The organism is Nautilia sp., from assembly GCF_053994455.1.
In genome coordinates this window covers 1-12303 of sequence record NZ_JBMYAU010000060.1, presented here as the reverse complement: position 1 = coordinate 12303, position 12303 = coordinate 1, and the positions used below count along the sequence as shown (strand labels likewise).

Genomic DNA, 12303 nt, shown 5'->3' with positions numbered 1-12303 from the left:
ACTATAAATTAATAATTTATTTTGATACAATTACAACAAAAAAGGAAACCTATGGAAGGTAGAGTTTGGTTGTTTTTCCAGTTCTTAGGACACGATCCTATGGTACAGTTGGTGGTGCACACCATTATTTCGGCTGTTTTGGCTTTGACGGTTGCCAGACTGGCGACTAAAAACCTGCAAATAGTCCCTAACGGATGTCAAAACGTTATGGAGGCCACCGTTGCGGGAATATTATATATCGGTACGGACGTGGCAAACAAAGAGGTTGCAAGAAAATACCTGACGCTGGCGGGAAGCCTTGCAATTTTCATTTTTATGGGGAACTTAATAGGTATAATCCCCGGATTCGAATCACCCACAAACAATGTAAACCTAACCCTTACTCTGGCGCTGATAGTATTTCTTTATTACCATTACGAAGGGATAAAAGCGCAGGGTCTCGGACATTACATCGCCCATTTCGCCGGTCCGGTAAAATGGCTTGCACCGTTAATGTTCCCGGTTGAAATACTTTCACACCTTTCAAGAATTATTTCACTCGCTTTCAGGTTAATGGGTAATATTAAAGGGGACGATTTATTCTTGTTGGTTTTACTTATGCTTGCGCCTTATGTATTTCCTTTAGCCGGTTATGCACTTTTAACTTTCTCAGCATTCCTACAGGCTTTTGTATTTATGGTACTGACTTACGTATATATCTATGGTGCTATTACAGGGGAAGAAGAAGCCCTTTAATTACGGAACGTTATTTGCTGGACTCCGGAAAAAGGAGCCCTATGCGAATAACTTCAAACCTCTCATTTCAAAGTGATCCCAATTCGTCTTTCCAAAACCCTTTAAAAGATCCCGACGTTAAAGACAGACAAATCGTAAAAAAAATACTCTCGCAAGTCCCGGACAAAGATCTGCAAAAAATATTAAACGAACTTAACAAAATACCGATTGACGAAAACAGGCTCAAAACCCTTTTAAACAAAACACAGCTTAATCCCTGCGCACAAAACAGTGAAAGGTTTTCAATATATGCTTAAATACTTTATTACGGATCCGGAATATTCCTTAAAAGAAATATTTGAGGCAATAAAAAAACACCGACCGGATTTCGTATGCTACAGAAACAAAAAATATTTCGACAAAGAAGAAATAATCAGATTCAACGAATTTGCAAAAAATAACTCGAAAACGGTAATAAATTACGACTCGCTAAAACAAGACCCCGAACTGGCGGATATTTTTGACGCCATTCATTTTCCATCTTACGAAATAGACGAAATAAAAAATTTTCCGCATAAAACCGTTATAGTCTCCACACATTCCCCAACCGAGGTTAAAAAGGCATTAAGCGCCGATTTTATAACCTTCTCCCCCGTTTTTGACAGCAAAGGGAGAAAGGGGGCAGGTATAGAAACGTTAAACCGTATATGCTCTTTACATCCGAATGTCATTGCACTCGGGGGAATACTCGGCAAAAAGGAAATAGAGGAAATAAAAAAAAGCAAAGCCGCAGGTTTTGCGGCAATCAGGTATTTTTTTACATAATATGATGAAGCTTGTTGCCGGTTTTCATCCATACTTTAAGATCTTCCCACTTTTCTTTTTCAATCATTTGCTTAGCTTTTTCAAGTTCCAATTTAAACGCTTCTACCGAATCGAGAAGGTTCTTTTTATTTTCCTTAAATATGTCGCCCCACATATGGGCGTTGCTTTTTGCAAGCCTGCTCATATCTTTAAATCCTCCCGCCGCAAGCGTAACGATATGCTCCTTGTCCTCCTGGTTCAAAACGGCGTTGGCTATTGAAAAACTGACAATATGGGGCATATGCGATATAAAAGCCGCGTGCCTGTCGTGCTCTTTTGCATTCATAAATTTTATCTGCATTTTCAGATGTCTGAAAATATCGTAAGCCCTGCTTTTTTGAATTTCACCGCTTTGCTCGATTTCACAGACGACCATCACCTTGTTTTCGTACAAATCCCCAACAGCCGCGGAAGGCCCGGAATATTCGGTTCCGGCCATAGGATGGGCGGCCACAAGGTTTTTTCTTATATTTAAAGGACATTCTTTGATAATGCTCTCTTTGGTCGAACCGAAATCTATAATGGTACACTCTTCTTTCACATCCATTTTCGAAAGGGTTTTTAAACAGGCTATAATCCCCCTTATCGGTATCGCCAAAATTATGACATCCGCCGAATTAAGCTCCTCAAAACCGCACGCCCTGTCTATCAGACCGAGGGAGAGGGCGTCTTTAATATGCTCCTCATTGTGATCCACACCTATTATTTCGTCAAAATAACCTCTCATAGCAAGTCCGAAACTGCCCCCCATTAAACCCAAACCTACAATACCGCAAATCATAACACCTCTTTTTTAATGGAATTATACAATTATGATATCTTTTTTTAAACTTTCAACTAATTATATTTTGGTATAATTGCCGTTAAATTACACAAGGGGTCTTATGAAAAAACTGTTTTTACTGCTGCCTGTGCTGTTGCTTGCGGCGATAGACAAAATAGAATACAGAGGATTAATACACATATCTCCCGTTACCGCAAACGATATTATCAAAATACACACGGGCGACACTTTCGATATCAAAAAAATAGACGAAAGCATCAAAGCCTTATACGATACGGGGTATTTTCAAACGATAAAAGCCGAAAGGGAAAAAAACACTCTTATTTTCGAATGCACCGAAAAACCGACCGTCTTAAAAGTGAAAACGGAAAATTTATCGGAAGATCTGAAAAAAATCCTTAAAGAGAGAAACCTTCTCCCTAAAAAAGGGGAAATTTACTCCGAAGAAAAACTTGACGAACTCAAAGAGTTTATAAAAGCCTATTATCTTTCAAAAGGCTATTTCAACACCGTTGTCAATATTGAAAAAGAACCGGTAAACAATTCTATAATACTTCATATCGCAATTAAAAAAGGGGAACATTTAATAATAAAAGAAGTGAATTTTTACGGAAACAAAAAAATCCCCAAAGCGGATCTGCTTGACGAAGTGGAAAACAGACCCAGAACGTTTTTAAGCATACTTCCCTTTACAAACAGCGGCAAACTGAACATTTACAAACTGCTCTCCGATAAACAATCGTTACAAAACTATTATCTGAATTTGGGATTTATGGACGCTTACGTAAGCGACCCTTTAGCCGAATCTAATTTTGACAATTATACGGCAAAAATCGATTACAGAATTAAAGAGGGCATAAGATACACGGTTAAGAAAGTAAGCGTTGAATATCCCGGGAATATCAGGGTTAAACTGCCGGCGCTTCATGTAAAAAAAGAAAAATATTTCAACATATCCGCATTAAAAAAAGATCTTGAAGATATTAAAAACGCATTCGCCGATATAGGCTACGCATACGCAAGAGTATATCCACAGATTAAAAAACAAAACGCCTATGTCAGCATAACCTACAAAGTCATTCCCGGAAACATCGTATATATAAGAAACGTAATAATAAACGGCAACACAAAAACCCTCGACAGGGTCATAAGAAGAAACATATACCTCGCCCCGGGGGAGAAATATTCGTACACCGATCTTAAAGATTCCAAAAACGCACTCCAAAGAAGCGGATATTTGGAAGATGTAAAAATAAAGGAAAAAAAAGTTTCAAGCGACAAAATAGATTTGATAGTAAACGTCAAAGAGGGCTTAAGCGGTTCTTTAAGAGCCGGAATAAGTTACGGAAGTTATTCAAAACTCGGGTTTAACTTTTCCATAAGCGAAAAAAACGTTTTCGGAAGCGGACAGAGTATCAGCGCTTCCGCGGATTTTTCAAGCGTAAGCAGGACATATAAGCTTTCTCTTTTCAATCCTCGGGTGTTCGACAGCAAATATTCGATGAACACATCCGTTTTCGACACCTCGTTTGAAGGTATTTCATATACGTCCAGACAAAAAGGGTTTACGCTCGGCGTCGGAAAATCGCTCTCAAGATTCGTAGGTGCGAATATCACATACGGTTACACGAAAACATCGTTAAGCGATTACAATACGACGGTGTATATAATGCCGAAAAGCAGCAAAAGCTACATAATCACAACCCTCAGTTATAACGATACGGACAACTATTATTTTCCCACAACGGGGCAAAAAGCCTCTTTAAGCTTAGAATTCGCCGGAATAGGAGGAGATGAAAAATATATAAAAACCGTGGCGAGATATAAATACTTTTATCCCCTGCTCGACAAATCATACAGAACCTATGCGGTACTGAAATACCGTGTTATAGCCGGTATGATAAACAACAACGGATATTTGCCGATAAACGAAAAATTTTACTTAGGCGGAATAAGAAGCGTAAGAGGGTTTAGCACCTATTCCATTTCACCCAAAGACTCCGACGGAAACCTTATAGGAGGAAAATACGAACTTATAACAGGGCCTGAACTTTCAACCCCCCTGAGCATCAAAAACAAAGTGTGGCTCAGCGCCTTTCTCGATTACGGGGCGGTGGGCGAAAATGGATTTGAAATAAAAAGGAGCTCCTACGGCATTTCTATAGACTGGATAACCCCTATGGGACCTCTTAGTTTCGTATGGGCATGGCCTATTAAAAGCGAAACGGGGGACGACCTTCAGAGATTCGAATTCAGCATAGGGGCTAATTTTTAAAACCTTCTTTCATTTTACAACATACGATTTAAAACCGTTTATACTGTGATACACCCTTTTAGAGTATTTCAGGGCGTATGTTTTTATAAGCATCTGCTGCAAAGAAGGCATAACCGAGGGCATAAACCACGCATCGTTACTTAATGCCGCTACATACTCGGGGCCAAGTTCATACAAATCCTCCACACTCGCCTCATAACATATCGCGTTTATAAACTTATAACCTTTAATGTCAAACACGCCGAATTTCCCGCTTGTTTTATAATCGCTCGCCCCGCCGAAAAAAATTTCGTTTATCTCTTTTTCAAAAAAAGGAAGGGGTATATATTCTCCGAAAGGCACCAATATATGTTTGTCGAGTATTTTTACTCCTCCTTTTTCAAAAATATAGGTGGAGTTGTAATATTTCGAGTCTTTGAGATGCAGCGCCCCGGTGATAATCGTTATTTTTCCGGAAAGTTTTTTCAATCTGTCCATCAAATCTGCGTGTCTGTTTAAAAACAGGGGAAACGCGCTCTCGGGAAGAATTACGACATCTTTTTTTAACCGTATCGCCTTAGTAATAATTGTAAAATTGTTTTTTATCTCAACGGGAATAAAATTCTTATCCCATTTTTTATCCTGTGGAACATCCGTATACGAAACGTATATGTCGAGTTTTGGCTCTTTCGGAAATGCGGGTTTGAAAAACAGAGCGAATATCATTAACAAAATACCGAACCACTTTAACTCTTTGTAAAAAACGGCGCTAACCGTAACCAAAAACAAAACGGCTTTAGAAACGGCGAAAACGGTATTTACAAACAAAATTTCGGGTTTAAACCAGTCGAAAGTAAACGGAGTTATGTAATCGAAACCGAACACAAACACCAAAACCAGAAAAATTTTGGCAGCATAAAGGTTTTTTTTTGAAATAAATTCATACGTTTTAAATATAATCAAAAACACAAAACCGTAAAACAGGGCTATTAAAACATCGACAAAAGGAATCATCCATGTCAAACCGTAATACCTGAAACTAAGCCCTATCCACCAAAACCACAAAAGCCCCGTAAAAAAACCGCTGCCGAAGTATTTGTGTTTCGAATGAAAAAGCAGATACAACGTTATAAAAAGATTAAGGGTAAAAACGATTTTAACAAAAAAATTAACCTCAATTTCATATTTGAGCAAGAAATAGTTAATATACAACGGTAATGAGAAAAAAATTGCTAACTTCAGAGATTTTGTGTTAAAATTCTTTTTAAAAAAGGACGAACATGAATTTCTTATACGCAGCAGCACCCCAGGCGGGGCAACCTTCACTTTTGGCATCTTTACTTCCTCTTATCATTTTATTTGCGATTTTTTACTTTCTTGTAATTCTACCACAACAAAGACAGGCAAAAAAACACAAACAGATGGTCGAAGAGCTTAAAAAAGGCGACAAAATAATTACAACAGGCGGAATCATCGCGGAAGTCGTCAAAAACGAACCCGATTTTCTTAAAGTAAGAATAAACGACAACGTCGAAGTGAAATTAGACAAAAGCGCGGTAGCAAGAAAGCTAAATGATGAAAAAGCTTAATTACAGACTGGTAATTTTTATTTTAGCGGCTCTTTTCGGGATTGCCTTTACAATCCCCTCCTTTATAGGCAAAGAGCCTAAAATCAACCTCGGACTCGACTTGCAGGGCGGTATGTATTTAGTTTTAGGTGTAAAAGGCGAAGAAGCGGTAAAAAGCAAAATCAAAACAATCGCATCTACAATTAAATACATAACCGATAAAAAAGAACTGTTTATCGACAATCTTAAAACGAAAAAAGACACCGTTTCATTCGAACTTATAGACAAAGACGACACCTCCAAACTCGATAAGGAGCTTAAAATATTAAAAGGCGTAAAGATTCAAAAAACACCTCAAAAAGGCTCGATCGAATATAAAATAACACTGACGCCCCAGGAAATCTTAAAAACGAAAGAAGACGCCCTTAATCAGGCTATTCAGACGATAAGAAGCAGACTTGACGCATTTGGTCTTGCGGAACCGACGGTTACAAAACAGGGCAAAGACAAAATACTCGTCGAACTTCCCGGTATCAAAACGCCTAAAGAACAGCACAGCGTTCAACAGTTAATTTCAACCTCGGCACACCTCGAACTTTACGCCGTGGACGACGAACACAGGGCGTTAACCGAAAAAGACGCCGAAAAATACGGTGATATCCTACTTCCTTCCAAAGACAACCCCGAAAGAAAATACCTTCTTAAAACTCCCCCCGTGCTTGACGGAAGCATGATTACCGATGCGACGGTAGGATTTACGCAAAAAACGAACCAGCCGGCGATTTTCTTTACGTTAAATTCCCAGGGAGCTCAGATATTCGGGGACTTCACCGGTAAAAACGTGGGGAAAAGGCTCGCTATCGTAGTGGATAACAAAGTATATTCGGCCCCTGTCATCCAGGAAAGAATAGGAGGCGGAAGCGGACAGATAACCGTAGGAAGCCCGGAAGAGGCGCACGTGCTCGCAATTGCGCTCAGAAGCGGATCGCTTCCGGCACCGGTGATGCTTCTTGAAAAAAGAAGCGTGGGTGCAAGTCTCGGGGCGGATTCCATCAGACAGTCACTAATCGCGCTTGTGACCGGATTTGTCGTGGTTGTGGTATTTATGGCATGGTATTACGGAACTGCCGGGATTGTAGCCGATATCGCGCTTATAGTAAACCTTTTTTTAATCATAGCAATTATGGCGCTTTTCGGTGCGACCCTTACGCTTCCCGGAATGGCAGGTATCGTCCTTACGGTCGGTATGGCGGTCGATGCGAACGTAATCATAAACGAACGTATAAGGGAGCTTCTGCGTGAAGGAAAATCAATCAAAGTGGCAATCGAAGGCGGATACAAAAACGCAATGAGCGCCATTTTGGACGCAAACATAACCACGTTAATCGCCGCGGTAGCCCTTTTTGCATACGGAACCGGAACAATCAAAGGTTTTGCAATAACAATGGCAATAGGTATTATGGCGAGTATGTTAACGGCAATTCTCGGGACGCACGGAATATGGGAATATATACTTGCAAGCGGTAAAAAAATTACACCAAAATCTTTTGGTATGAAGGTTTGATATGGAACTCTTTAGAGACGAAAAAATATATGATTTTATGAGCAAAAGAAACATATTTGTTTCAATATCCTTAATACTTATCGTTTTAAGCCTTTTTTCAATATTCACAAAAGGCTTCAACTGGGGAATCGATTTCCAAGGCGGTGTCGAAGTACAGGTAAGGTTTGACAAAAAAGCCGATATCGCGGAAATAAGAAAACTGATTTCACAAAAATACAAAGGCGCAAACATCACCACGTTCGGGAACGAAAACGAGGTTTTGATAAGGCTTAACGTCAAAAACGCGTCAACAAACGTTCAAAACGACATAGGGCACCAGATTGCCCAAATTTTAAAACCCCTTGGAAAAATCGACATCAGAAGGGTTGATATAGTCGGGGCGAAAGTCGGAAACGAACTTAAGGAAAAAGGCCTTCAGGCGTTTATATTCTCAATCATAGGAATTTTGATATACGTTGCGTTCAGGTTTGAGTGGCGCTTTGCGGTTGCGTCCGTACTTGCGCTTTTTCACGATACGATAATTTCCCTCGGGGCTGTGAGCTTTTTCCATGTGGAGGTAAACCTTGACGTTTTAGCGGCTATTCTGACCCTTATGGGTTACTCCCTAAACGACACGATAGTCGTATTCGACAGAATCAGAGAACAGGTAAGGGATTCTAAAATAAGGGATTTGGCACTCTTGATTAACGACGCCGTTTCGAAAACGCTCAGCAGAACCGTGCTTACCTCGCTGACCACGTTCTTTGTTGTTTTAACGCTTTACCTTTTCGGGGGAGAAATAATCAAACCGTTCAGTTTCACACTTCTTGTGGGTATTATAGTCGGTACGTACTCGTCAATTTTTATAGCCTCTCCTCTTCTTATCTGGATGGGATTCAAAATAGACGACTACAGAAAAAGACTTGCCGAAAAAGAGAAAAAAAGAAAAGAAAAAGAAAAATTAAGACAGATGTATCAAGGAGGAGTCGTATAATAAATGGAAAATTATTCAATAGAAAATGTAAAATTCATTGTCCATTTTACATTTTCAATTTTACATTAAAAAAGGATTGTTATGGATTGGGGAAAAGTTATCTACGTTTTTTTTCAGCTTATGAGTTTGACAAGTGTAGCGGGATTTTTATATGACCACAACAAAGTGGCGCTTTTTATTGCACTGAGCCTTAACCTTATTTCGACGGTATTGAAAATCGGAGTTAAAAATATATTTGCGGCGGAACTTTTCGCCGCAAGCCTGGTTGCGGATTTACACCTTATTCCCGCTTTTATTTATCTTGAAATCAAAAACGACCTGCCTGCGGCATATGCCATGGCAATAGGCGCAATGATAGCAAACATAGTAACGATAATATTAAGTTTTATAGAACTTGCAAAAACAAAATCAGATTGGGAGTAGCAGATGAGAGAATACAAGCCGAGTCAAATAGAAAAAAAATGGCAGGATATCTGGGAACAAGAAAAGGCTTTCGAACCGAAAGACGACTATGCCCTGCCTAAAAAATATATCCTTTCAATGTTTCCCTATCCGAGCGGCAGAATCCATATGGGACATGTGAGAAACTATTCCATAGGCGACGCAATCGCGAGATATTACAGAAAAAAAGGCTTTAACGTCCTTCATCCCATCGGATGGGACAGTTTCGGAATGCCGGCGGAAAACGCGGCTATTAAAAACAAAACCCATCCGAAAAAATGGACTTATGAAAATATAGACTATATGAGAAAAGAGCTTAAAAATTTAGGCCTTTCGTTCAGCAAAGAAAGGGAATTCGCCACAAGCGACCCCGAGTACACGAGATGGGAGCAGGAATTCATTATCAGAATGTATGAAAACGGACTGCTTGAAAGACGAACGCAAAAAGTAAACTGGTGCGAAACATGCCACACGGTCCTTGCAAACGAACAGGTAATTGACGGTTGCTGCTGGAGATGCGACAACCCCATAGAAATTAAAGAGCTTCCGGGATGGTATATAAAAATTACAAAATACGCGGACGAACTGCTTGAGGATATAGACACGAAACTTAAAGGAAACTGGCCTGAGAGAGTCCTTACGATGCAGAAAAACTGGATAGGCAAATCCACAGGACTTAAATTCAAATTCAGCCTTTCAGACGAAAGCAGGGAAAAACTAAACGGCAAATTCGACGGTTACGAAGTGTTTACTACACGCCCCGATACAATCTACGGAGTTACATACTCGGCACTGGCACCTGAACACCCAATAGTCGATTATATGCTTGAGAACAATCTTTTTGATAAAAAAACGGAAGAAAAAGTCAGACACATAAGAAGCATTCTGCCTAAGGACAGACAGGCGATGGAAAAAGACGGGGTGTATCTCGGAATTGACGTACTTCACCCTCTCACAGGAGAAAAAGTTCCCGTCTGGCTTGCCAATTTCGTTTTGGTTGAATACGGAAGCGGTGCGGTAATGGCGGTTCCCGCCCATGACGAGAGGGATTTCGAATTTGCCAAAAAATTCAATCTGCCTATAAAATGGGTAATAAAACCGGTTGACGGTGAAATTAACGAAAACGAAGCTTATACGGGCGAAGGTGTTTTAATAAACAGCGGTGAATTTACAGGCATGAAAAACACAGAGGCGAAAGAAGCCATTATAAAAAAAATGCAACAGCTCGGAATCGGAAAAAAAGAGATAAACTACAGGCTCAGAGACTGGGGAATAAGCCGCCAGAGATACTGGGGGGCGCCTCTTCCTTTTATAAAATGTCCGAACTGCGGAATCGTACCTGAAAAAACCGAAAACCTGCCGGTAACTCTTCCTGAGGATGTGGAAATAACGGGAAGCGGAAACCCTCTTGAAATGCATCCTACATGGAAACACACAAAATGTCCTAAGTGCGGCAGTGACGCCGAGCGTGAAACCGATACGATGGATACGTTCGTGCAAAGCAGCTGGTACCAGTTCAGATTCACCACGGATTTTCATAAATACAAAGACGTGCCTTTCAGAAAAGAAGACGAACAGTACTGGATGCCGGTTGATCAGTACATAGGCGGCATAGAACATGCCATTTTACATCTTTTATACGCAAGATTTTTCACCAAAGCCCTAAGGGATTTGGGTTACGTAAGCGTTGATGAACCTTTTGCCAAACTTCTTACACAGGGAATGGTGCTAAAAGACGGAAGTAAAATGAGTAAAAGCAAAGGAAACGTGGTCGATCCCGATGAAATCGTAGCCAAATACGGGGCAGACACCGCAAGGCTCTTCATACTTTTCGCAGCCCCGCCGGAGCAGGAGCTTGAATGGAGCGACTCCGCGGTCGAAGGGGCTTTCAGATTTATAAACAGATTGTACATAAATGCCCAAAAAGCATATAAAACGGATACTCTCCCTCCAATCGACCCCTCAAAACTTTCGAAAGAGGAAAAAGAAGCCAGAAGAAAAGTGTACGAAACGTTAAAAAGAAGCGAAGAGACATACGAAAAAACATTCGCTTTCAATACACTCATAGCAAGCGCCATGGAGGCTTTAAACGCACTTAACAAAACCGACAACAAAGACGTTTTCACAGAAGGGTACTGGGTTATTTTAAACGTGCTTGAGCCTATTATTCCACACGTTGCAAGCGAACTAAGCGAAAAGCTGTTTAACAGAAACAATTTCTCACCTATTAACATTGACAAAGAGGCTCTTAAAAAAGACGAAATGAACTACCCTGTAAGCGTAAACGGCAAAAAAAGAGCGGAAATAAGCGTAAACACCGGCGCTTCAAAAGAAGAAGTGTTATCAAAGGCAAAAGAAGCGGTTGCAAGATATATCGACGGTAAAGAGATAATAAAAGAAATTTTCGTTCCCGGAAGAATAGTCAACATCGTCGTTAAAGGATAAAAACAATGGACAATGGAAAATGGAAAATTATTAAAAATATAACCTCATTGTCCATTTTCCATTTTACACTTTACATTGTTTTATCCGGCTGCGGTTACAAACCGAGCTCGGTATACCAAAAAAAAATCGTAGGGGACGACATAGAGGCGATAGTGACGATATCTCCGCAAACACCGAAAGAAAGCGCTTTTTTAAAAGATGCTCTCAATGACGCCGTTTATACGGTGTTTTCGTCCAACCTCGTTACAAAAAACGCAAATACCAAAATTTACCTTTCAATAAGCTCTTCCTCCCTCACCCCTTTGGATTATGACGAAAATGGATTCCCGATTCTTTACAGAAGCGCCGTAACGTTACAGGCAAAAATCATAGACAAATACAACAACACCCATTATTACACCATCGACGGGAATTATGATTTCGCAATATCGGCCAACAGTATTATTAACGACCAGACAAAATTCGATTCTTTCAAAAAAGCCTCAATAAACGCCCTCAACAAACTTTTAGCCGAAATAACAAAAGACGGAGTTAACAATGACAATTAAAGAAATAGCAAAAAAAGCGCTTTCGCATTTTAAAAACACCGGCTACATATTCACTCCGGACGAATATCAAAAAGTATTCTGTCAAGAAGCGAAAAAAGCAAAAGTAATAATAAAAGACTGCAACAAAATCGCCTCTTATCTTAAAAAA

The 12303-nt window shown here is 40.0% G+C and carries 12 protein-coding genes; 10 read left to right on the top strand and 2 right to left on the bottom strand.

Going from position 1 to position 12303, the window contains the following annotated elements; genetic code table 11:
- The first annotated feature begins 51 nt into the window (after positions 1–51).
- From ACXJIE_RS04330 to ACXJIE_RS04320, 3 genes are read left to right on the top strand one after another with little or no spacing between them, the layout of a single operon-like run.
- A complete protein-coding gene (locus tag ACXJIE_RS04330) occupies positions 52–735 on the top strand; it encodes a F0F1 ATP synthase subunit A (RefSeq protein ID WP_456479746.1) in 684 nt (227 codons plus the stop codon).
- A 41-nt stretch (positions 736–776) separates the two neighbouring features.
- Positions 777–1031 carry a hypothetical protein gene (locus ACXJIE_RS04325; protein ID WP_456479745.1) on the top strand — a complete coding sequence of 85 codons (255 nt, stop codon included), beginning with the start codon at positions 777–779 and terminating at the stop codon, positions 1029–1031.
- Entirely contained in the window at positions 1024–1539 is a 516-nt protein-coding gene (locus ACXJIE_RS04320; protein ID WP_456479744.1) for a thiamine phosphate synthase, read from the top strand. Before ACXJIE_RS04325 ends, ACXJIE_RS04320 begins: the two co-directional genes overlap by 8 nt.
- On the opposite strand, the gene ACXJIE_RS04315 is transcribed toward ACXJIE_RS04320, so the two are convergent.
- Positions 1532–2359 carry a prephenate dehydrogenase gene (locus tag ACXJIE_RS04315; RefSeq protein WP_456479743.1) on the bottom strand — a complete coding sequence of 276 codons (828 nt, stop codon included), beginning with the start codon at positions 2357–2359 and terminating at the stop codon, positions 1532–1534. The genes ACXJIE_RS04320 and ACXJIE_RS04315 overlap by 8 nt on opposite strands.
- A 103-nt stretch (positions 2360–2462) precedes the next feature.
- On the opposite strand from ACXJIE_RS04315, the gene bamA reads away from it, so the two are divergent.
- Complete coding sequence (bamA, locus tag ACXJIE_RS04310) at positions 2463–4637, top strand: outer membrane protein assembly factor BamA (protein ID WP_456479742.1); 2175 nt, start codon at positions 2463–2465, stop codon at positions 4635–4637.
- Between the two features lie 9 nt (positions 4638–4646).
- Here bamA and ACXJIE_RS04305 read toward each other — a convergent pair whose 3' ends face one another.
- On the bottom strand, positions 4647–5951 hold the full coding sequence (locus ACXJIE_RS04305) for an apolipoprotein N-acyltransferase (protein ID WP_456479741.1): 1305 nt from the start codon (positions 5949–5951) through the stop codon (positions 4647–4649).
- Here ACXJIE_RS04305 and yajC point away from each other — a divergent pair.
- From yajC to ACXJIE_RS04275, 6 genes are all read left to right on the top strand, one after another.
- Positions 5897–6205 (top strand): preprotein translocase subunit YajC, encoded by a 309-nt coding sequence (yajC, locus tag ACXJIE_RS04300; protein ID WP_456479740.1) that lies wholly within the window; start codon positions 5897–5899, stop codon positions 6203–6205. The two genes, ACXJIE_RS04305 and yajC, sit on opposite strands and share 55 nt — an antisense overlap.
- A complete protein-coding gene (secD, locus tag ACXJIE_RS04295) occupies positions 6192–7748 on the top strand; it encodes a protein translocase subunit SecD (RefSeq protein ID WP_456479739.1) in 1557 nt (518 codons plus the stop codon). The genes yajC and secD overlap by 14 nt, the downstream gene beginning before the upstream one ends.
- A gap of 1 nt (position 7749) precedes the next feature.
- Positions 7750–8721, top strand: coding sequence for a protein translocase subunit SecF (secF, locus tag ACXJIE_RS04290; RefSeq protein WP_456479738.1), 972 nt, complete (start codon positions 7750–7752; stop codon positions 8719–8721).
- 81 nt (positions 8722–8802) lie between these two features.
- Positions 8803–9144 carry a DUF6394 family protein gene (locus tag ACXJIE_RS04285; RefSeq protein WP_456479737.1) on the top strand — a complete coding sequence of 114 codons (342 nt, stop codon included), beginning with the start codon at positions 8803–8805 and terminating at the stop codon, positions 9142–9144.
- 3 nt (positions 9145–9147) lie between these two features.
- Complete coding sequence (gene leuS / locus ACXJIE_RS04280; RefSeq protein WP_456479736.1) at positions 9148–11607, top strand: leucine--tRNA ligase; 2460 nt, start codon at positions 9148–9150, stop codon at positions 11605–11607.
- Positions 11608–11612: 5 nt separating this feature from the next.
- Positions 11613–12155, top strand: coding sequence for a hypothetical protein (locus ACXJIE_RS04275; protein ID WP_456479735.1), 543 nt, complete (start codon positions 11613–11615; stop codon positions 12153–12155).
- Positions 12156–12303: the final 148 nt, after the last annotated feature.

Bases quoted from the DNA above. Each gene is read 5' to 3' on its own strand.
- ACXJIE_RS04305 (WP_456479741.1), bottom strand. From the start codon at position 5,951: ATGCCAAAAGTGAAGGTTGCCCCGCCTGGGGTGCTGCTGCGTATAAGA.
- ACXJIE_RS04285 (WP_456479737.1), top strand. From the start codon at position 8,803: ATGGATTGGGGAAAAGTTATCTACGTTTTTTTTCAGCTTATGAGTTTG.
- secF (WP_456479738.1), top strand. From the start codon at position 7,750: ATGGAACTCTTTAGAGACGAAAAAATATATGATTTTATGAGCAAAAGA.
- ACXJIE_RS04325 (WP_456479745.1), top strand. From the start codon at position 777: ATGCGAATAACTTCAAACCTCTCATTTCAAAGTGATCCCAATTCGTCT.
- ACXJIE_RS04275 (WP_456479735.1), top strand. From the start codon at position 11,613: ATGGACAATGGAAAATGGAAAATTATTAAAAATATAACCTCATTGTCC.
- ACXJIE_RS04330 (WP_456479746.1), top strand. From the start codon at position 52: ATGGAAGGTAGAGTTTGGTTGTTTTTCCAGTTCTTAGGACACGATCCT.
- ACXJIE_RS04315 (WP_456479743.1), bottom strand. From the start codon at position 2,359: ATGATTTGCGGTATTGTAGGTTTGGGTTTAATGGGGGGCAGTTTCGGA.
- secD (WP_456479739.1), top strand. From the start codon at position 6,192: ATGAAAAAGCTTAATTACAGACTGGTAATTTTTATTTTAGCGGCTCTT.
- bamA (WP_456479742.1), top strand. From the start codon at position 2,463: ATGAAAAAACTGTTTTTACTGCTGCCTGTGCTGTTGCTTGCGGCGATA.
- leuS (WP_456479736.1), top strand. From the start codon at position 9,148: ATGAGAGAATACAAGCCGAGTCAAATAGAAAAAAAATGGCAGGATATC.
- yajC (WP_456479740.1), top strand. From the start codon at position 5,897: ATGAATTTCTTATACGCAGCAGCACCCCAGGCGGGGCAACCTTCACTT.
- ACXJIE_RS04320 (WP_456479744.1), top strand. From the start codon at position 1,024: ATGCTTAAATACTTTATTACGGATCCGGAATATTCCTTAAAAGAAATA.